Consider the following 21792-nt stretch of genomic DNA (forward strand, 5'->3'; position numbering starts at 1 on the left):
CCGACTACAGCTCGGGCAGCCGGGTGAGGAGGTCGGTCACCTCGGCTTCGTAGCCTGATTCGGCCAGTTCGACAGCGACCTCGCGGCAGCGGCTCGCCAACCGGTCGCGATCCGGTACGGCGACGAGAGCCAGACTGTGGACCACCGCACGCCAGCCGCTGAACGCCCCGGCGAAGTCCCCCTCGGGCATCAGGCACTCGGCAATCCCGAGTCGGGCCTCCAGCACGAGAGGATCCGAGGGGTCTCCGCCCTCGGCCACGTACTGGTAGTGCTCCTTCGCCTCACCCGTACGACCGTCCAGCCGGGCGGCGTCGGCGCACACCAGCCGCCCCTCGAGGACGATGGGCTCACGGGCACCCCAGTCCGACACCGCCTTGGGCAGCAGGCCGATGAGCTCGGCGCAGCAGTCGCCAGGGCCATCGACAAGCAGTTCCGCCCTGGCCTGAGCGATTCGTCCCGCGAACTGGCTGCGTCCCAGCCACCCGCCACGACGGCGGACCGGGCGTCGCGCTGCGCCACGCGGGGCGGACCGCGTGTCCGCCACCGACTTCTCCCGCAGGCGGTAGCGAGCGGTCGGGTCCGGATCCAATTCCGGGTCCGGCGCCGGGTCGCCCGGCTTCGGCAGGAAGTCGCGCAGGACGTCGAGTACTTCGCCGATGGCCTGGGGACGGTCCGCCGGGCTCTTGGCGAGGAGGTCCCAGACCAGGTCGTCCAGTTCCTCAGGGATGCCGACGTTGATGCTGCGCAGGCGGGGCGGCAGGTCCTCGAGGTGCTGGGTGCTCTTGTTCCGATCCGGCTTGTCCTCGAACGGTCGTTCGCCGGTGAGGAGCTCGAACAGTACGCAGCCGAACGCGTAGAGGTCCACCGAGGCGGAGATGTCCTGCTGACCTCGCAGTTGCTCCGGGGCCATGTATCCGGCGCTGCCCGGGGTCGCACCGAGCGCGGTGTAACGGGTCGCATCGGGGTCGGTGAGGTAGGCGATACCGAAGTCGAGCAGTTTGACCGCTCCGTTCGCGAAGGCGATCACCACGTTGCCCGGTTTCAGGTCCCGGTGCACCACGCCGTTCGCGTGCGCGCGCCCCAGCGCCTCGGCGATCTGGACCGCGACGGCGACAGCGGCGTCGAACGGGAACGGCCTGCGCATGTCCAGGAACTCGCGCAGACTGACCCCCTCGACGTACTCCATGACGAGGTAGGGCTCCTCGCCCAGGTAGCCACGGTGCAGCAGGCGCGGGATGCTCGGGTGCTTCAGTTCTTGGAGGATGACACCCTCGCGTTCGAACCGCTTCAGCAGCTCGACCCGGCGTCGCGCGCGCTCCGCCGGAGTGAATCGACCCTGTGTGTAGGCGTCGAGCCGCAGCACCTTGACGGCGACCAACTGCCCGGTTCCCAGATCGGTGGCCGTCCAGATGGTGCCCATGCCGCCCTGGTCGAGCGCCTCGTCGACCCGGTAGCGGCCGTCGAGGATTGCCCCCGCTTCCACGCCTCACCCCCGGCTGTCCATGACACGGTGTCAGCCACACTGTAGCGGTTCACGGATCACATCAACTGAATCTCTTGACTGAGTTCACAAACATACGCTTACCTGGTGTGCGTTGGCACTCTCTTCCCACCACGCCCGTAAGGGGTGCATCGTGTCACTCCGCCTGCCTCCGCCCGGTACGAACGGAGACATCCGGCTCATCCGCACGTCGCTGCCGCTCCTGCGCGAGGACCCTCAGGACTGTCCGCGCGGCAACGCCCTGCGCGCCAGGGCGCTGCTCGGCCAGGTTCCGCCGCGCCCTCGGGACAAGCCCCTGGAGGACTTCGCCCTCGGGCCGGTCATGCGGGTCCTGGATGCGGTCGAGTACGACGGACAAGATGTCGACAGTGCCCTGAAGCGGCTTTTGAAGAATCAGAAGTACCACGCAGGGCATGCACATTGGGCGAAATCAGCCGTCCGTTCCTACCTGCTGGCGCGCACGGCGCGCGAAGCGCAGCGGCATGCGCTCGGGCGCCCGCCGACCCTGCCGGTCCGTGCCCAGTGGACGGCCATCACCCAGAGCGAGGCTCCGGATGCCCGCGGGGCGACCCGCTACGAGCGCACGGCGTGGGGACGGCGGTACGCGTCCGCCGACGGATCGGAGCGCGAGCTCTGGCTGCTGTCCGTGAATGACGTCAAGGAGGACCGGCCGCCCGCCGAGATCGCGGAGGCGGCGGCCGTGGCAGCGACGGGCATCCCCTCCAAGTCGGCCTTCCGGGACATCCACCGTCCGGCGCCCGGCAGTACCGTCCGCCCGCAGCGCGTCCGGATCGTAGGCGTCGGCTGTGGCAGCGGCGATCACGACGTGCTGGCCGACTGGGATCTCGACGAGATCGAGCGGCGGTTCACCGAGCAGGCCAAGCCCGTGCTGCGCCGGGTGGTCGACGACGACCGGCTCAACCCCGGCTCCGGCTGCACGCGCTGCGAAGGTCTGGTTGCCTGCGACCAGCCGCCCCGGGCTCCCGGTGTTCTCGGCGTTCGCGGGCCGCGCCGTCCTCGTGTCCGCCGCTCCGTGTCCGCGAGCGACCTGCGCGTCCATGCACGCTGCCCGGCGCAGTTCCACCTCACCCGCGTCCTGCATCTGAAGTCGGGAGCCCCGGAGAGCGAGCCGATCCGCAGGGGCCGCGCGGTCGATGAGTGGCTCAACCTCCGTCACGCCGAAGGATGCTGCCGCACGGTCCGTCTCCCGGACGCCCTTCCCGGCCTCTCCTCCGCCGAGCTGCCGACCGCCCTCTCCCTGCTCGCCGAACACCAGCGGGCCTGCCCTCTCGACGGCCTGCCGTCCGACGAGGTCGTACGGGTACAGCCACGCCTGACCGCGTACGACCCCGATCTGGACGTCGTTCTGATCGCCGACCCCGACCTCCTCTACACCCGCTCCGGAGGCTGGATCTGGCACGAAACGAAGACGGCTGCGAAACCCCTTTGGGAGGGACGAGCGTTGATGGAGACGTACCCGCAGCTCGCCTTCGCGGTGCTGATGATGTCCGCCGGAGTGCCCGGTGGTAATCCGCGTCGGTCGCTGATCGAGCTGGAGGTGCTGTACCTGGACGCGGAAGGGACCGGGAAGTCGCGCTGCGAGGAGATCGATCCCGGCGATCCCGACACCCAGGCCGAAGCACGCCGCATCATCTCCGGACTCGCCGGCCCCTGGGCGGTGGACGAGACGTACGCGCCGGCGCCCGGCGACCACTGCGACGGCTGCGACGTGCTCACGCACTGCGCGGCCGGCCGCGCACACCTGGAGGCACGGTGAGCGCAACGACCGGCAACGGCGTGCCGCTCCATGACGCCGACTGGTCCGCCCATCGCGGCATCCCCTTGATGCGCACGCTCGCCACCGCGCTCACGGTGCTCGACGCGGCCACCGGCCCCGAGGCCTTCTCCCTGCCCTACCCGCACGAGGTTCAGCGCGCCCTCGACCGGACGGTGCTGGCCTGCCTGGAACGCGGGGCCGAGCCTCCGGTGAGCCTGCCGGACCTGCTGTCGTGGTGCCGCGAGCGGCCGGTGGCGGACTGGCCGGTGGACCTGCCGCCCGAGGCGGCCGGACCGGACGACCTGCTGCTGGACCCTGAGTCCTCGCGCCCCACCGAGCTCTGCTACGAGTGGGCGGAGCAGTTCTCGGACAGCGCGCTGGTCCTCTACGACCGTGAGATCATCCGTGCCGCGCTGCGGTTGTGCCGCGAGTACGGCGAGGAGGACGCGTACACCGAGTTCCGGCGATTGCTGGTCACCCGGCCCGTCCTCACCTCCGCCGAGGAGTGGGCCGTGTCGATGGACCACGTGCTCGACCCGGTGAAGGAGCTCCTGAGCCGCATCTACCGCCCCGTCCCGGACAGCTATCTGCGCGGCGACGTCTACGCGACCTGCGGCCGGTGCCTCACCCTGCTGACGCCGCTGCACGACGGCGACTGGTGGTGCGAGCGGGACCGCTGCCGCCACCGGGGCCGTCCCCCGGTGGGGCGTCGCATCCCCAAGGAAGAAGCCGGCGAACTGCTCCAACTGGTCAGGCCGTTGCGTCAATTCGTCACCGGCCCCGGGCGAGCGGAGGTGCAGCTCGAAAGGCGGCTCACCGCACTCGGGTTGAAGGTGCGGATGTGGCCGGCGTATGACGCGTACGACGTGCACGTCACCTTCCCCGACGGCTGGGTGTGGGCGGTGGACGTGAAGGATTGGGCGCATCCGGCGTTCCTGGGGCGGGTCGCCCGGCCGGTTCCGCAGGAGCCCCGGTACGACGAGGCGTTCTGGGTCGTGCCGCAGGACCGTGTCGATGACCGGCCGGGCTACATCGCCACGTACGAGCGCAACCGCCCGGCCGCCGCTCGCCGTGTTCCGTTGCTCACCGACACTCAACTGCTCGCCCGCGCCGAGGACCGGCTCGCGCGCGTCGGTGGAGCCACGCACAAGGAGGAGCCCGGCGATGCGTGACCGCGACAGCTGGCACCATCCGGTCAGCAGGGATCTCGCCCGCTTGTGGGACGAGGTGCCCGACGAACTCGGCGACGTGAAACCCAGCCTGCTGTGCCAGGCAGAACTGGCCCTGCGGATCCTGGAGCACATTGCGCCGCACGAACCCGCCCGCGGTGCCTACGTCCTGTTCGGCGGCTACGGGTTCGCCGGCGCGCGGGGATACGTGTCCTCCCCCGAACACGAGGTCATGCTCCTCGCGGGCCGCCATCTGCTGTGGCACCTGCGCCGCGGCCGCGCATGGGAGCGCACGCTGGAGACCTACTGCGGCCTGCCGGACCGGCTGCGGGCCTATGAGGTCCTCGCGCTCGACCGGCCGGCCCGGCGGCGCGAGCCGGCCGTCGCCTCGGACCGTTTCGCCGTGTACGACGCCGCCCTCGCGGCACTGCCTCCGCTGGCCCGCAAGGCTCTGCCCCTCGCACCGGCCGGCCGCGCCACCTTCGTGGACCGGCGCCGTCCCACCTCCGTGACGCTGCCCGAGGAGCTGCGTCCCGCCCCCGTTCCCGGTCATGACCCGGAGGCGGGACGGCCGGGGAAGGGTGAGCCGCTCACGATCAGCCGGGCCGAACTCGTCGAGACCGCCCGCTGGATGGATGCGACGGAGCGGTCGAACGAGGTGGAGAACCCCGGCCACTGGGAGAGCCGCCTCACTGAACTGCACATCTTCCCGCGCGACGCGGACGGGCTGGGCTTCTCGCAAGAGGGCGATCTCCGGCTCGACGGGCTGCTGCACCTGGCCGGCATGGTAGGCGCCGGCAAGTCGACCCTGATGACGCTGCTCGCGGTCTGGGGGGCTCGCCGGACTCCGGCGCTGCGCACCACGCTCGTCGTGGGCGACGTGGCCGAGCAGTTGCGTCTGACGGCTCTGTTCCGCGATCTGGGGCTGACCGCCACACCGGTGCTGGGGCTGACCACACGGGAGACCCATGTGCAGCGGCTGCACCGACGGCTCGCCTCCCGCGGCGTGCACAATCTGCTGGACCACGACGACCCTGGCTTCGACCACCTGAGCACGGTGTGCGTGGTGGACGCCCTGCGCGGCACCGAGGCGGCGCAGCCCCTGCGGTTCGCGGACGCGCCGTGCACCTCGCTCTACCCGGAGAAGAAGCGCACGCAGGACGAGAACGCGGACACCGCCGAACTGCCCGAGCCCTACCGGCCGGGGCAGCGGCGGTCCCCGTCCGAGGACGACCGCTCGGTTGAGGTGAAGGGGACCCCGCACGGGTGCCCCCTGTGGTATGCGTGCCCGCGTCACCGTGCGGCCCGGGAACTGGTCGACTCCCTGATCTGGGTTGCCAACCCGGCAAGCCTCGTGCAGTCGGCCGTGCCGCGCCACCTGGGCGACGAGCGGCTGCGCCATCTGGAACTGGCCTGCCTGCGCAGCGACGTCATCGTCGTGGACGAGGCCGACTCGGTGCAGATGAAGCTGGACGAGATTTTCGCGCCGTCGGCGACGCTGGTCTCTCCCGGCCCCGAGTCCTGGCTGGATCAGGTGCAGACGCACCGGATCGAGGAGCTGTCGCGGCAAGGCCGGCTGCCGCTCACCGACCAGGAGGTCGAGCGTTGGTCCGCCTCGCTGACGGTGGTCCACGCCGCCACGGACCGCCTGTACAAGCTGCTGATCTCCGACGCGGACCTGCGCGAGTGGGCCGACATCGAGTACTTCAGCCCCTGGACGCTTCAGGAGAAGCTGCTCGGCTCCTGGTTCGCTCAGGGTGCCGAGGCCGGCACTCCGGACGGCGTGTCCGACGAATCGGAGTTGTACGAGGCGTACGAGGACGACTCTCCGGAGCCCGAGTCGGCCGGGCCGGAGGCGGATGCCCGCCGCGCCGGACTGACCGAATTGTTCGACGACTTCCGTGACGATCCCCTGGGGGGACGAGGCCCGTACGGCAACCTGACGGACGAACTGGTGCGCCTGTCCCAGGACCTGCTGACCACGCTGTCCTCAGCCGACACGCGCGAGCGGGCCCTCGCCGTGCTGCGCCCGCTGCTCGAGAACACCCCCGCGTCCGTCCGGGCCCAGGACGAGGCCTGGCTCGAGCTGACCGCTCGGCGCCTGGAATTCATGCTGCTGCTCAGCGCCCTGCACCAGCGTCTCGACCGACTGGTCTTCCTCTGGCCCCAGGTCGAGGCGGCCCTGCACCTGGACTCGACCGGCAACGAGCTGTCCCGCCGTCCACCGCTCGACTACGCCCCGCTGGTCCCGGAGGCGCCGATGGGCAACGTCCTGGGGTTCCAATACCTGCCTGACGAGCGGGAACGCGATGTCGAGGGGCGGCGCAGCGGTACCTTGCGCTTCTTCCGGTGCGCGGGCGTGGGCCGCGAACTCCTGCTCTCCCTGTCCGAGGTGGGAGCCGACCCGGGCCGTGGGCGCAGGGGACCGCACGTCGTGCTGATGTCCGGTACCAGTTGGGCGGGCACCTCGACACGCGCCCATGTGGTCGCCCCGGTGGGCGCGGTGCTCACGCCCTCGCCACGGTCCCTCAAGGCCGTGAGCGAGTCGGAGTTCAGCACGCACTTCCTGTACGACGACGAGGGGCGCCCCCTGAGTCTGTCGGGCACCGAGCCGAAGGCCCGGCCCGCCGCCTGCCGGGCGATGGTCAGCAAGCTCGGCTCCCCCGGCCGGGGCGGTGCCCCGAGTCCGCTGGAGCAGGAACTGGCCAGGGTCGCCGACAGCCGCCGGCGCCGGGCGATCCTCCTGGTCGGCAGTTACAAGGAGGCGCACACCGCGGCGGAGGTCCTGCACGGGATGGAGCGCTGGCACGGCCGCGTCCGTGTGCTGACCGCCGACGACGCCGACCTCGAGCAGGCCGTACGCGGCTCGGCACCGCCCCGGTCGGAAGCGGACCGGGTCACGGCGCTGCGCCGGGGTGACCTCGCCATGTTCGCCGAGGACCCCACGGCGGAGATCCTCGTGGCCCCGCTGATGGCGGTGGAGCGCGGGCACAACATCCTCAACGCCCAGCGCAACGCAGCCTTCGGCACGGCACTGTTCCTCGCCCGGCCGCACCCGCGCCCGGACGACCTCGCCCTGGCCGTGTTCGCGGTCAACGACTGGGCGACCCGGTTCGCCCGCGACGAGCCCGGGCTGCAGCAGGGCACGTTCGGCAAGCTGGTCACGGCCGCGGCGGACCTGAACGCGGCCGGGCTGGCCTTCCGGCGCGTGGCACGCGCCGAATGGCGCCGGCTGCTGTCCCGGCGCTACATCTACTCCCGCCTGTCCGACCATGAGAAGACGTCCTTCACATGGGACCAGCTGGTGACGATCTGGCAGGTCATCGGCCGTCTGGTGCGGGGCGGGGTGCCCGCCCGCGTGGTCTTCGTGGACGCCCGGTTCGCGCCGCGTACGGCCCGGTTGCTGTCACCCGGCGCCGCTGCTGCTCCGCTTCCGCAGGAGGACGGCCTGCTGACCGGCCTGCGGGACGTGCTCGCCCCCTACTTCGCGGAGGGCGCCCCGCCGCCCGACTGCCCCGATCCGGCGGACCCCGCGGTCGCCCGGCTGCTGTACGCGCCGCTGTACAAGGCGCTGCGCGCCATCGAACACCACACGTCCTGACCCTCACCAGAGAGGAGCCTGTCCATGGCTCGCCGCTACGGCTCCATCCGCATCGCCGCCGCGCGTCCCGTCTCCCCGGACACCTCGGTGGTCGAGCGGTACCGCGCGCTGCCCTTCCCCGAGGAATGGACCGGGGCCCTGCTGGCCCTGTGCAGCGCGGGCCGTGACAAGCCGCTGGAGACCGTGCCCACGTTCCGAATGGACCAGGTCGTGCAGGCGCTCGCTCCTGACGTCCTGGTGCGGCCCCGCCCCAACCGCCGCCGCGGGGAGGGCCCGGACTTCTGGCTGTACGCCCCCGAGGACGTACCCGATCCGCTGCCCGAGGCGGCGCTCAGGGGACTCCTCGGCGCCTGGCTGAAGGACCTGCGTCCGGAGCCCGAGTTCCGTTCGCTGCTGTCCGAGACCCGCTCCGCGCTGCTGGGGAACCCTCCCCGGTGGCAGGAGGGCGTGCGGGTGGAGCTGCTGCGCCACGGGCGGCCCACCGACGGTGGCACTGCCGCTCCGGAGCCGCGTCAGTTCCAGCTTTCCACCGACTGGCTGGCCCGGCGGATCCTCGCCCTGGAGCCGTACGACTTCGCAGGCGGCCGGCTGCGTTTCCGGGCGATGCCGCGCGGCCCGATGGACCGGGGCGCCGAGCTCGTTTCGCAGGCGCTGGAGTTCGAGGGGAGCCGAGGTCCCGAGTGGTACTCCGTGGTCCTGAACATCACGCTGCAGACGGTGCCCTTCGACCCGCTGCCCCGCTTCCACGTGCACAGCCACATCCGCCGGTACGCGACCCGCGTGAGCGCGAGGACGGGGCGGCTGTACCTGCCGTTCGGCCGTCGCACCACGGTGTTGCTGCGCCCGAGGGTGCCGTGGCTGCCCGGAGCCCCGGCGAGCGACCGGTTCGCGGTGGCGCGGCTGGCCTGGAGCCGGGGCGGCTACGACTGGGTCGGGGGCGGGCCCGCCGGGATGCTCCGGAGCATGTCCCTCACGGAGTCGTTCCCGGACGCCGACGCCGTCCTCGCCGACCCGGCCGGCTGGCTGACGGACGACATGCGCGCGGCCGTCCTCTACAGCACGGCCATGGGGTCGCACGAGGTCGGCGCCGGCCTGATGACGGACCAACGGTCGAAGATCGTGGAGTGGGCCCTGCAGGCCCTTCCCGAACAGCTGGAGCCGGTGCCCGCGCTGGCCCGCACCCGCCTGTCGGGCAGCACGCCCGGCAATCTCCGCCAGGAGCCCTCCGCGGAGCCGGCGAAGACCGAGGAGGAGCGCCGGCGCGCGGAGGCCCGGCGGCGCGGTACGGCGTTCGCGCTGCGCGGGCTGCTCTTGAACCTCTCTCCGGGGGAACTTCCCACCCTGGATGCGCGCCTGCTCTGGCAGACCCCGGTGATGCGGGACACCGCGATCAGCGCCCTCGTCGCGCACCTGGGTCTGAAGGGCGACGGTGGCGCCCCGACGACAGAGGCGGCCTACGACGGCACGGTCGTCCTGGAATGGCAGTCACCCGAACTCACCGTGCGGCTGCGCTGCCGCAGGCTCTCCCGCTCGCTCGGCCAGGACCTCGCCCTGCCGGAAGGCACCCGGCACTCGCGGGCCGCGGTCACCACCGCGATCGGTGACCGCCGCAGGGAGATGGCGGCCTTCCTCACCGAGGAGGGTGTCTCCTCGCCCGCACCCGCGCTCGCCCTGGTGGAGATCGACCGGGCCAAGGACTTCTCGTCCCCCGACCACGACGCGAAGTTCGCGCTGCGGCTGGGCTGCGCGGACGCCGGCGTGCTCACACAGTTCATGGCCGTGCCGAAGAAGGCCAAGGGCTACAACAGTGAGAAGAACAAAGAGTTCCGCGCGGCGAAGGCCTGGGACGACGGACTGCGGCAGCTGGGTGTGCGGGTCCACCCCGAACACAGCCTCGGTGAGCGTCTGCCCGTCGGCATGCGGTACGCGGCGGTGTGGATGGTACGCAAGAACCTGCGCAGCCGTACCCGCTGGGCGGGGCACGTACCCGTTGCCGTGCTGGTCACCCCGGACCCGTCCGGTGAAGGGCTGGCCCGGGTGGAGGGCTGGGACGACGAGGCGCGCGCCTGGGTGCCGTACCCGGTGATGCTGCTGAAACTGACCAGGCAGTGCGAGGTGCCGAAGGACCTCGTTCCCGCGTCGCGCGACGGCGAGGCCCCGGCGGCCCGGCCGTCCTGGTGGGCGGACATGGCTCAGCAGCGGCGGGACACCGAGGAGTGGCTCCAGCGGGTGCGCCGCACGCTGCGCGGCACGCCGACGATGTTGCTGGCCCACGGGCAGAACATGCGCTCGCACTGGACGTGGCTCCAGGACGGCACCGTGGTGGCGGACAAGATCCGCGACGGTCACGCCCCATCACGCCGCCTGGACCCGGACCTGCGGCTGGTACGGGTGCGTACGGCACGCAACCGGGAAACCGCCCAGTGGTGGGGCGTGAACCCGGACGGCCCCAACGGCCTGGCCGCCCACCTGTGGACGGATCCGACCGCGGACCCCGACAAGGCCCGCGTCTTCTGGTCCACGACGCCCAAGGCACGCACCTTCAAGCTGTCGGTCGCCGCCGACAAGCTGGCACCCCGCGTCAACACCAAAGGCAAGGTGACGATCGACACGGACAAGGCCGCCTGGAACCCCGGGTTGGTGGAGATCGCCGTTCTGGGGTGCCACACCGGCGACGGCGACGTCCCGGAAGCGCTCGCGCTGGCCGTGCACCAGCTCCGGCAAGCCCCCGACCTGCCGGACGCGCTGAGTCTGCCGCTGCCCCTGCACCTGGCGGGCCTCGCCCAGGAGTACGTACTGCCGACCCAGAGCGAGGGCGGCGACGACGAGGGCGAGGCCACCGACTCGGTCTCCGACGCCGACCCGGACACGGGGGCGGCCCCGGGTGTCGAAACGGCTCCCGAGCCGGAGGAGACGGACTGGGAGCAGCTCGCCTTTGCGATCCCGGCGCAGTCCACGTCTGTGGAGAAGGTGCAGGAGAGCGAGCCGCGCTGAGGCCTGCTACCGCGTTCCGCCCGCCTCCCTGGCCCACTGGCGGACGGGACGCGCTTCCAGGCCATGGGGTGTGAACGGGTGAGACAGCGGCCTCAAATTGCAGCCGAATCTCGGGTCGGTCGCCCGTTCCCTACCCCTAACTAGGTCATGGCACGCGTTCCCTGCCCGGCTGTCTTGCCTTCCGCCCCATGTGCCCTTGAGCTGACCTAGGATCGTCAACGGTTATTTACGCGCAGTGACAGCGCGGGATGTACGGGTTATGGAAGAGCTTGGGGGGCCGAACAAGTGCCTCGGGGTGAGCGGATCGCCGATCGCTATCAGCTGCTGGTGCCGATCGGTCATGGAGCCATGGGCGAAGTGTGGGAGTGCACCGACCTGCGCCTGCGGCGACCGGTCGCCCTCAAGTTCATCCGTCCGGCGCTGCTCGACTCACACGACGAACGGCAGCGCGTCGTCCGGCGCTTCCGACGTGAGGCCGCCGCACTCGCCGGAGTCGACCACCCCCATGTCGCGACTGTGTACGACGCCGGTGAGTGGAAGGCGATGCAGTATCTCGTGATGCAGCTCGTCCCAGGCATGGCGACTCTGGCGGATCTGGTGTCGGAGCGCGGTCCGCTCACTGTGGACGCAGCCGCCGCCGCGGGCGCACAGATCGCTGCCGGGCTGTCCGCCGTACACGCAGCAGGTCTCGTGCACAGGGATCTCAAACCGCAGAACGTCATGGTCGCTCCCGATGGCGCCTTGAAGATCATCGACTTCGGTTTGGTCACCGCACCCGGTGCCGCCCCCACACGGTTGACTGTCCCTGGGGAGGACATCGGCGCACCGGACTACCGGGCCCCGGAGCAGGCAGGTGGCCCCCATTCCCGCGTCGACCACCGGGCCGATCTCTACTCGCTCGGCTGCCTGCTGCACTTCATGCTGGCCGAGAAACCCCCGTTCACCGCCCCGACACCGGCGCTTGTCGTGCTGGCGCACCGGGACAGCGTGCCCCCGGCACTCACCGCTTTCCGCCCCGACATCCCACCGGAATTCGAGGAACTGGTCCTTCGGCTCCTCGCGAAGGACCCGGACGAGCGCCCCACCGACGCCGCCTCGGTGTACTCGCTCCTGGCAGCCCATGTCCCTCCGTCCGCACCCGACGCCTCGTGGGATTCCGCCCCGCGCGCAGGTATGGACGTCACGCGGCCGTTCCGGTACCCGGCCTCTCCGCGACCGCTGTTGGCCCAGGTCCACGGCGGAATGCGGGAGGAGCGATGAGGGATCCCCGCATGACGACGGGTGAGTTGATCGGCGGCCGCTACGAGCTGGCGGAGCTGCTCGGCAGAGGCGGCATGGGCGAGGTGTGGGCCGCGTACGATCAGCGGCTCGACCGGTCCGTGGCGGTGAAGCTGCTGACGCCGCCGACGACCGTCTCCGGGGTGCCGCGCCGACTCGATCCACAGGATCCTGCCGTGATCCGTTTCACCCGGGAAGCCCGGTTGATGGCCAAGCTGGAGCATCCGTATGTACCGGTCATCCATGATGCGGGCACCCATCGGGCGAGCCGCCTCTATCTGGTGATGCAGCGCGTGTACGGGCACACCCTGGACCGGCTGGTGCTTCAGCGCGGGCGCTTTCCCGTGGAGTGGGCCGCAGCGGTGGGCGCCCAGGTATGCTCCGTGCTCGTACAGGCCCACGGGCGTGGCTTCGTGCACCGGGACCTCACGCCACGTAACGTAATGCTCACGGCGGACGGCACGGTTCGCGTTCTCGACTTCGGAATCGCCACAGCTCTGCAAAGCCCGGACGGGCCACGGTTGACCGGCGCCGGCACCGTGGCCGGAACCCCGGGCTTCATCTCGCCCGAGCAGGGCAAGGGCCAGGCGGCGACACCCCTCAGTGATTTGTACGCGCTGGGATGCGTGCTGTACGAAATCCTGGGCGGCCGGCCACCGTTCACCGCCGACGAGCCACTGGCCCTGGTGGTCCAGCACATCGCCGACGACCCGGTCCCACTGGACCGGCTGCGCGAGGACGTACCGACCGAGCTGTGCGATCTGATCTCCCGCCTGCTCGCGAAGCGTCCGGAGGACCGCCCGGCGAACGCGGCCGAGGTCCGGGAGGTCCTCGCACCGTGGGCCGAGCAAGCGGTGCCCAAGGCCGCCCGCGCAGCGGCTCCGGGGCCCGGCACAACCACCATGGGTGTTCCGCGGGGCGGGGCGGGCCTTCCGGGCAAGCCTTTTCCGGGTCAGGAGCAAGCCCCCTCCCCGGAGCAGACGCCGGCTCCTCCCCCGTCAGCACAGTCTCCCGCCCAGCCGCGGCGATCGTCTTCTCCCTCCGGCACCGGCTCACCCGCGCCCGCGGACTCGGGTGACCTGCGGGTGCGCGCGCGAGGCCTTGCCGCGGAGGGACGGTTGTCCCAAGCGCTGGAATTGCTGAGCAGGGATCTCGACGCGGCGCTGCCTCGTTTCGGTCCCTCCGATCCGGAGGTCGTCTCCCGCCGACTCGGCATCCTGCGGCTGCAGTTCCAGGTCCAGGAGTTGCAAGCCGTGCGCGACGGTTGTCTGGAGCTCGCGGACACCCTCGCGTCGGCCCGTTCCGTGCCAGATGCGGACCTCGCGGCGTGCCGGGTGATGGCTGCCCGCTGCCTTGGCCGACTCGGACACAACTCCGATGCCCTTCGGGAGCTTCGCGAGGCGCTCGATCTCCAGAAGACAGTGCTTTCTCCGCTGCATCCGGAGGTATTGGAGACCCGGCGGGAGATCGCCACTTTGCTGGCCGGTTCGGGCTCGCCCGGTGAAGCCCTCAAGGCTCTGCGCTCTCTCGCCGACGATCAACGAACCGCGCTGCCTCCGGACCATCCCGCCCATGCCGAGGTGGAGCGGCTGATCAGCCGTCTGAGCCGCCTGATCCGCACCCTCCCTCTCCCACGGTAGACCGACAGCCATCCGTCACAACCGAAAGAAAAAGTCTACGTGAACTCAGTCAACAAACAAACCGTTCGCTAGTATGAGCATCCCGGTAGGCGCCGATGTTTTACCGATAGTGGAGGATGTCTGCATGCCCGGTACCGCCCGTACTTCCGAAGCCTCCACAATCGTCGCACCTCCCAAGGAAAACGATCTTGTCCAGGTGCGAGGCCAGAAGTGGGTGGTGTCCGGCGTCGAGGCCGCCCCCGCCGGCGATGCCACGGTGGTGCATCTGCAGTCAGTCGCCGACGGCCGCTACGGCGACACCCTTTCGGTGATATGGGAAGTGGAGCCGGGACGCCGCGTGCTCCCCGCCGGCTCCCTCCCCGACGCCTCCGCGGGAGGGTTCGACCCGCCCGAGCAGCTGGCCGCCTTCCTCGACGCCGTCCGCTGGTCCGCCGTCGCCTCCGCCGACGTCAAGACGCTCCAGGCTCCCTTCCGGTCCGGGGTGGCCATCGAGCCGTACCAGCTGGAGCCGGTCGCCCGCGCCGTCGGCGCCCCCCGTGTCAATCTGCTGCTCGCCGACGACGTCGGTCTCGGCAAGACCGTGGAGGCCGGCCTGGTCGCCGAGGAGCTGCGACTGCGCGGCCGAGCCCACCGCATCATGATCGTCTGTCCTGCCGGGCTCACCCTCAAGTGGCGCGACGAGATGGCGGACAAGTTCGGCCTGGAGTTCACCGTGGTCGACTCGGCGTGCTGCGCGGAGCTGCGCCGGACGCACAGCAGCGCCGCCAACCCGTTCCGGGTGTTCCCGATGACCATCGTCAGCCTCCCCTGGCTGCGTACGCCCAAAGCGCAGCGGCTCATCGACGAAGTGCTGCCGCCGGGTGGATCAACGGAACTGCCGGGCCGCCCCGGCCGCCGTACCTTCGATCTGCTGATCCTGGACGAGGCGCACCATGTCGCCCCGAGCGCCCCCAAGCAGGTCTACGCCGTCGACTCCCAGCAGACCAAGCTGATCCGGCGCCTCGCTCCCCACTTCGAACACCGGCTCTTCCTGTCCGCCACCCCGCACAACGGCTACCAGGAGTCGTACACGGCGCTGCTGGAACTCATCGACAACCAGCGCTTCTTCCGCGGCGTCGAACCCGACAAGGACGCCCTCGTCGACACCGTCGTACGACGTCTGAAGACCTCCGTGACGGACGAGGAGGGCAACCCGCGCTTCCATACCCGGGAGTCGAAGGCGCTGCCCGTCGAGTATCCGGAGACGGAACGCGAGATCCACGTCCTGGTGACCCGTTACGCGGAGCTGCGCAAGAAGCGTGTCGCCCCCGACCGGCGCGGCGGCCGCAAAGCCGTCGACCTGGTCACCCTGCTGCTGAAGAAGCGGCTGTTCTCCTCCCCCGCCGCCTTCGCGCACACGGTCGGCGTCCATCTGGAGTCGGTGCGTGCCAAGGCCAAGTCCGGCGGGGCCAAGGACATCCAGGTTCCGGTCGAGACACCGCTGTGGATCACGCAGTACGAGGACTACGCCGCCGAACTCGACGACGAGGAGTTGTCCGAGGCCGAGGACGACGCGATCACCCGCGCCGCCACCGTCACCCCGGGATCCTCCGAAGACGAGGTCGAGCTGCTGGAGCGGATGGCCCGCTGGGGCCAGGCCCACCAGGCCTCCCCCGACGCCAAGGCCAAGGAACTCATCAAGACCCTGAAGGCCATCTGTCTCACCGGCGGGACGTGGGGCAACGAGCGGGTCGTCGTGTTCACCGAGTACCGCGACACCCAGGACTGGCTACTGACCCTGCTCCAGCAGGAGGGGCTCGCGCAGGAAGGCCGCGTCCTGACCCTCCACGGCGGGAAGAGCGCCGAGGAACGGGAGCAGATCCGGCTCGCCTTCCAGGAACCGCCCCACACCCCCGAGGGCAAGGTCCGCATCCTCATCGCCACCGACGCCGCCAGCGAGGGCATCGACCTCCAGGACCACTGCCGCCACCTGATCAACTACGACATCCCGTTCAACCCCAACAAGCTGGAACAGCGCATCGGCCGTATCGACCGCTACGGCCAGCGCCACAAACCGCAGATCATGCACTTCGTCGGCGCCTCCTGGGACAAGGCCAGGACCGATGTGTACGAGGCGGACCTGGAGTTCCTCGCGCGTATCGCGAGGAAGGTCGCGCAGATGGAGGAGGACCTCGGCGAGGTGAACGCCGTCCTCGCCGAGAAGGTGCAGCTGCGGATGACCGGGCAGCTCAGCGACTTCGACATCGAGCACGCCCGTGCGAAGAAGATCAAGGGCCGCCCCACCGGCGGCAAGGTGGACGCCGAACAGAACGTCACCGAGCAGGTGCGGCGGCTCAGCGCCCAGCTGAAGCAGACCACCGCCGAACTCGGCATTACCCCGGACCGGATCGCGCGCGTCGTCAACACGGCGCTCAATCTGGCGAGGCAGCAGCCCCTCGTGCCCTGCCTGGACGAGAATGCGCCGTCCGAGGACGACTTCCGGCAGGGCTTGTTCACCGTGCCGCCGCTGACCGGCTCCTGGGAGCGGGCCACCCGCGGCCTGCCCGACAAGCTCCGCCCCGAGGTCCTGCGCCCGGTGACCTTCGACGCGAAGGCCGCCTCGGGACGCCCCGACATCGTCCTGGCCCACCTGAACCACCCACTGGTCGCCATGTCGACCCGGCTGCTGCGCGCGGCAGTGTGGAACGCGGACAACGTCGACCTGCGCCGCATCACGGCCGTCGTCAGCGACGATCCCGCCCTGGAGACCACATTCGTCGGCGCGTACGCCCGTTTCGTGCTCGTCGGCACGGACGGGCAGCGCCTCCATGAGGAGATCCTGCACGCGGGCGGCTGGATGGGCGAGAACGGCTGGCAGCGCCGGCTGCGCGGGGTGGAGGCGGTCGGTTCGATCCTGGACCGCGCGCTCACTGAGGGCCGCCCCGCCCGAGACCGTCTCCTCCACCGCCTCCAGCAGAGCTGGCCGAAGACGTACGAGGGCCTCACCCAGTCCATCGAGGCACGCGGCAAGGAGCGCAAGGCCTCCCTGATCGACCGGCTGGCCGAACGCCAGGCCGACGAGGAGAAGCGCATCAACGCCACCCTGGACCGCCTCCAGCGCACGCTGCGGAACCGGCTCGGCGAGACCTCCCCCGGCACCGTCTCCCCCGCGGGCGCGACGGATGCGCTGTTCGGCTTGGACGAGCTGAAGGACCCCGACGAGCGCCGCCAGCTCGCCGACGACCGCAAACGCTGGCGGGCCCGGCTCGACGGCTTGGAGGACGAGCGCAAACGCGAGCTCGCCGCGATCGCCGCCCGCTACCGCGACCCGCAGGACCACCTCTTCCCGGTCGCCGTCGTCTTCGTCATCCCCGCCAAGGAGGCCTACTGATGAGCCCCGTGCCCCGCTCCGGAGGCCGCCGCCCCTCCGCCGCCGCGATCCGCGCCGCCAAAGCGTCCGACGGCAAGCAGCAGCACTTGGACTGGCTGAACCTCGTCGAGGTCTCCGGCCCCTTCCTCACCCTGCCCGTCCTCTTGCGCACCTGGCCGCAGTTGGAGGGCGTTCCCAAGGAGCGCCGCGCCGACATCCGCCTCCACCACGGCATCTGGCAGGACGACCGCAAGGGCGCCGGCCGCCTGGGCTGGATCGACTTCCAGCTGCGCACCTTGCTGGAGTGGGGCGACGCCCTGCACCTGCGGGAGGGTGCCGGGCTCTTCGGCGACAGCGGCGAGAGCCTCGCCGAGGACGACGCCCTGCTCGACCGGTTCGCCGTCAGCCCGCCCGGGTCCGACACCACCGTCCGCCCCGACTTCGCGCTCGTCCGCCCCGGAACCGACCCCGCCGCCGAACCGGACACCGCCGCTCTCACCCGCCACGTACCGATCCTCGGCCTGGTCCTGCCGCCCGACACCGTGCCGACCCGGCGCATCAAGGGCGACTCCTGGTCGGCGAGCGGAGTCGACCGGCTCGCCCACGTCCTGCGCCACCACGGCGTCGAGCTGGGTATGGTCACCGACGGCCGCTGGTGGTCCCTGGTCTGGGCGCCGCCCGGCGGCGTCACGACCAGCGCCACGTTCGACACCATCACCTGGAACGAGTCCGCGGACCTGGTGGCGGTCCGCGCCTGGGTGTCCCTGCTGCGGCGCGGCCGGTTCTTCGGACGCCCCGAGGACGAACTCCTCCCCGCGCTGCTGCGCGAGAGCCTGGACGGCCAGGAAGACGTCACCGAGGCCCTCGGCATCCAGGTCCGCCAGGCAGTCGAACTCCTCGTGGACTCCATCGGTCGCGCCGAGGCCAAGATGGTAAAGCGCGGCGGCAAGGGACTGTCGGGCGTACCCGCGAGCGAGGTCTACCGGGGTGCCGTCGCGGTCATGATGCGCGTCGTCTTCCTGCTCTTCGCGGAGGAACGGGGCCTGCTACCCGCCGACAATGAGCTGTACGCGGAGGCGTACTCGGCCGGGCGGCTGTACGAGACGCTGGACGAGCGCCGCCGCGCGGACGGCGAGGACTCGCTGGAGCACACCACGGCCGCCTGGCACCGGCTGATCGCCCTCTTCCACGCCGTGCACGGCGGAGTGAACCACCCGCTGCTCACACTGCCCGCGTACGACGGCTCCATCTTCGACCCCAAGCGCTTCCCCTGGCTGGAGGCGGTCCCGGAGGGCGCGGACAGCACGGACGCCGACGCCACGCGCGCCGCCGACGGCCACACCTCCCTCCTCCCGATCGACGACCGCACCGTCCTGCACGTCCTCGACTCGGTGCAGTTCGTCGTCGTCAACAAGGAACGCCGCCGGCTCACCTTCCGCGCCCTGGACGTCGAGCAGATCGGCTACGTGTACGAGGGCCTGCTCTCCTACGACGGCAAGCGCGCCCAGGACACCGTGCTGGGGCTCATCGGCAAGCCCGGCCTGGAACACGAGGTGGGCCTGACCGAACTGGAGGAACTGGCGGCGCCGTTCGGCGTGGGCGCGCGCGCCGTCCCCGGCCGGAAGCCCGACCTGTCCGGCCTCGCGAAGAAGCTGTATGAGCGCTTCAAGGACCCCAAGCCGCCGGCCACGGCGTCGAAGATGGAGAAGCTGCTCGCCCCCGGCGACGAACAGGCGCGGGGCAAGGCCCTTCACCGCCTGCTCGCGGTGACCGAGAACGACCGCGAACTCGCCGAGCGCATCCTCCCCTTCCACGGTCTGCTCCGCGAGGACCTGCGCGGCCTGCCCGTGGTGATCCCGGAGGACGGCCTGTACGTCACGGAGTCCCGCCTCCGCAAGAACACCGGCACCCACTACACGCCGCGCGCCCTGGCCCAGCAGGTCGCCGAGGGAGCGCTGGAGCCGCTGGTCTACCGTCCGGGCCCGCTGCAGACGGCGGACAAGAAACAGTGGAAGCTCGTCAAGGCGAACGAGATCCTCAAGCTCAAGGTCGCGGACATCGCGATGGGGTCGGCGGCGTTCCTGGTCGCCGCCTGCCGCTACCTCGCGGACAAGCTGATCGACGCCTGGGTCGAGGAGGAGGACGAGGAGGCCCTGGCCTTCCGCGGCAGCCACCGCGACCAGGCCGGCGCGGTCACAGCGGCGGACGCGGAGAGCGACCCGGTCGTGATCCGCGCGCGGCGCCTGATCATCGAGCACTGCCTCTACGGGGTGGACATCAACCCGATGGCCGTGGAGATGGCCAAGTTGTCGCTGTGGCTGATCTCCATGGACCCGGAGCGGCCCTTCACGTTCCTGGACGACCGGCTGGTGGCGGGCGACTCACTGCTGGGCATCACGTCCCTGGAGCAGCTGGAGGTCATGGACCTCGACGCCCGGCGGGGCCGCGAGCGACACAAGCGGGGCGTCATCGACTTCACTGCGGGCGTGCGCGAGCTGGTCCACGAACTCGCCGAGGACCGCAAGCGGATCGGTGACATGCCGGGCGAGACACTGAAGGACATCGCGGACAAGCGGACGATACTGGCGGACGTCCAGGAGCGGGCGGAGCGCGTCAACCTTCTCGCTGACCTAACGGTGGGGGCTGCTCTGGCCTCGCACGGCAGTGGTCCGCTGCCGGCTCGGGAGTCCCTGAAGAAGGAGATGGCCCGGCACGGCTGGTCTCTGAAGCGGTCCGAGGCTCCCATGGCCGCGGCTGGCATGGGTTTCGCCGTGGCGAAGGGGCTTGAGGGGGCCACGGAGGAGGCCCGCTCGCTGGCACGGGAGTGGCTGGCCACGGATCTGCCGGAGGGCGGGTTCGAGAGGGAGCCGGTGCATTGGCCGTTGGTGTTTCCGGAGGTGTTCGAGGGGGGTGGGTTTGATGCGGTGATTGGGAATCCGCCTTTCTTGGGCGGGACAAAAATCTCCGCCCCCATGGGCATTGCTTACCGGCGCTACCTGGCAGATTCGATCGCCGGATTCGAAACGGATCGAGCAGATCTAGCTGCATTCTTCACCCGCCGAGCCGCGACGATCACGAATGCCAGCGGAAAGATCGGCCTAGTGACGACGCAGGGCGTAGCTCAAGGCACTAGCATGGAGGTAAGCCTCGGTAACCTGACCAGCGCAGGATGGGTCATTTACAAGGCTATCCCTAGGCATCCGTGGCCGAGCCGTAGCGCATCCGTGTACATCATTCAATTCCACCTGAGTTCCGATCAGTGGCTCGGGGCAGTAACCCTAGGGGGGGCAAAAGTTCCCAGGATTACGCCGACTCTCACGCCCGCCAGCCGCTCAGATTGGAAACCCGTTCAGCTAGCCGAGAACAGCAACCGCGGCCTACAGGGAAGCAAACCGTCAGCTAAAGGATTCATCCTCGATACTGCGACCGCACAGATGCTCATTGCTTCCAACCCGAGGAATGCCGAGGTAGTCAGGCCTTACTTGACTGGCAGTGACCTTTACGGCACCCCAGATCAGAGTGCGCGGCGGAGCATCATCAATTTTCAAGACTGGCATGAAGAGCAGGCCAAGACATATATCGAACCTTTTTCTTACCTCCACAAAAGAATCCCACTCGAACGAGTTGGTTCCTCAGAGGAAGACAATCCGAATTGGTGGCAATTTGGCCGTCCAGCAGTTGAGCTGTACAGGCGAATTAGCGAACTAGACTCTGTCATCGCCTTCGCGTACACGAGCAAAACTATGACGCCCGTGAAGGTGCCGGTCGGCCCAACATTTGGCGATAGCGTTGTCATACTTCCCTTTTCCGACTACGGCACATTCGCCACACTGGCGAGCTTCGCCCATTACTGGTGGGCCATCACCAACGGCACATCCATGAAGAACGATCCTCGGTACCAAGTGCCGAGATGCTTCGAGAATTACCCCCTCCCCCTTCCGGGTCGCCGTGCTCTGCTACAAGAGGTCGGCAAGGAACTGCATTATTCACGACGCGACGTAACCCGCCAACGGAACATCGGACTTACTGATCTATATAACCTCATTCATAACCCTGATTGCCACGATGGCGATATCAATAAAATCCGCGCCATTCAATGTCTCATCGACGAATCAACAGTCCGCGCGTACGGCTGGGACGACCTCCTAGAGACCCCTGAAGGGCTAGGCCACACTTTCCAGGAAACCGAACAAGGAACGCGCTACACGGTTGACTTGACGGTCCGTACCGAAATCATCGATCGCCTCCGCGAGTTGAACCATGAGCGATATGCTGCCGAGGTCGCTGCTGGGCTTCACAAGGGCAAGGTCGGCAGTAAGGGAAAGCGGGGGCAGGGCGCGGCCAAGAAGGCGCAGCGAGAGGAAATCCCCGGCACCGAGGAGGGCGACCCAGTCCAGAGTTTTGACGACAACGGGCTTTTTCCGCCTCAGGACGCCCTCTTCTAATCCGAGCACGACCCGGGTCGCCGCCACCCACAACACCG

At 69.8% G+C, this 21792-nt stretch carries 9 protein-coding genes; 8 read left to right on the forward strand and 1 reads right to left on the reverse strand.

Annotation, left to right across the window (positions count from 1 at the left end):
* Positions 1 to 4: 4 nt before the first annotated feature.
* Positions 5 to 1483: a serine/threonine-protein kinase gene (locus ABZ261_RS05860; protein WP_356855705.1), complete on the reverse strand. Its 1479-nt coding sequence runs from the start codon at positions 1481 to 1483 to the stop codon at positions 5 to 7.
* 151 nt (positions 1484 to 1634) lie between these two features.
* Here ABZ261_RS05860 and ABZ261_RS05865 point away from each other — a divergent pair, with 151 nt between their 5' ends.
* From ABZ261_RS05865 to ABZ261_RS05900, 8 genes are all read left to right on the forward strand, one after another.
* Entirely contained in the window at positions 1635 to 3278 is a 1644-nt protein-coding gene (locus ABZ261_RS05865) for a PD-(D/E)XK nuclease family protein (protein ID WP_356855706.1), read from the forward strand.
* Positions 3275 to 4450 carry a hypothetical protein gene (locus ABZ261_RS05870; RefSeq protein ID WP_356855707.1) on the forward strand — a complete coding sequence of 392 codons (1176 nt, stop codon included), beginning with the start codon at positions 3275 to 3277 and terminating at the stop codon, positions 4448 to 4450. The genes ABZ261_RS05865 and ABZ261_RS05870 overlap by 4 nt, the downstream gene beginning before the upstream one ends.
* Complete coding sequence (locus tag ABZ261_RS05875; RefSeq protein ID WP_356855709.1) at positions 4443 to 8048, forward strand: hypothetical protein; 3606 nt, start codon at positions 4443 to 4445, stop codon at positions 8046 to 8048. Before ABZ261_RS05870 ends, ABZ261_RS05875 begins: the two co-directional genes overlap by 8 nt.
* Before the next feature lie 24 nt (positions 8049 to 8072).
* A complete protein-coding gene (locus ABZ261_RS05880; RefSeq protein ID WP_356855711.1) occupies positions 8073 to 11042 on the forward strand; it encodes a DUF3962 domain-containing protein in 2970 nt (989 codons plus the stop codon).
* A gap of 327 nt (positions 11043 to 11369) precedes the next feature.
* A complete protein-coding gene (locus ABZ261_RS05885; protein ID WP_356855713.1) occupies positions 11370 to 12302 on the forward strand; it encodes a serine/threonine-protein kinase in 933 nt (310 codons plus the stop codon).
* 11 nt (positions 12303 to 12313) lie between these two features.
* Positions 12314 to 13960 carry a serine/threonine-protein kinase gene (locus ABZ261_RS05890; protein WP_356855715.1) on the forward strand — a complete coding sequence of 549 codons (1647 nt, stop codon included), beginning with the start codon at positions 12314 to 12316 and terminating at the stop codon, positions 13958 to 13960.
* A gap of 124 nt (positions 13961 to 14084) precedes the next feature.
* Positions 14085 to 17330: a DISARM system SNF2-like helicase DrmD gene (gene drmD / locus ABZ261_RS05895; RefSeq protein WP_356855717.1), complete on the forward strand. Its 3246-nt coding sequence runs from the start codon at positions 14085 to 14087 to the stop codon at positions 17328 to 17330.
* A complete protein-coding gene (locus tag ABZ261_RS05900; protein WP_356855719.1) occupies positions 17330 to 21754 on the forward strand; it encodes a hypothetical protein in 4425 nt (1474 codons plus the stop codon). The genes drmD and ABZ261_RS05900 overlap by 1 nt, the downstream gene beginning before the upstream one ends.
* Positions 21755 to 21792: the final 38 nt, after the last annotated feature.

Origin of the sequence: Streptomyces sp. NPDC006193 (assembly GCF_040613915.1) — a bacterium.
Classification (GTDB): domain Bacteria; phylum Actinomycetota; class Actinomycetes; order Streptomycetales; family Streptomycetaceae; genus Streptomyces.

Coding starts and splice junctions, on each gene's coding strand:
- ABZ261_RS05880 (WP_356855711.1), top strand. CDS start 8,073: ATGGCTCGCCGCTACGGCTCCATCCGCATCGCCGCCGCGCGTCCCGTC.
- ABZ261_RS05875 (WP_356855709.1), top strand. CDS start 4,443: ATGCGTGACCGCGACAGCTGGCACCATCCGGTCAGCAGGGATCTCGCC.
- ABZ261_RS05900 (WP_356855719.1), top strand. CDS start 17,330: ATGAGCCCCGTGCCCCGCTCCGGAGGCCGCCGCCCCTCCGCCGCCGCG.
- ABZ261_RS05890 (WP_356855715.1), top strand. CDS start 12,314: ATGACGACGGGTGAGTTGATCGGCGGCCGCTACGAGCTGGCGGAGCTG.
- drmD (WP_356855717.1), top strand. CDS start 14,085: ATGCCCGGTACCGCCCGTACTTCCGAAGCCTCCACAATCGTCGCACCT.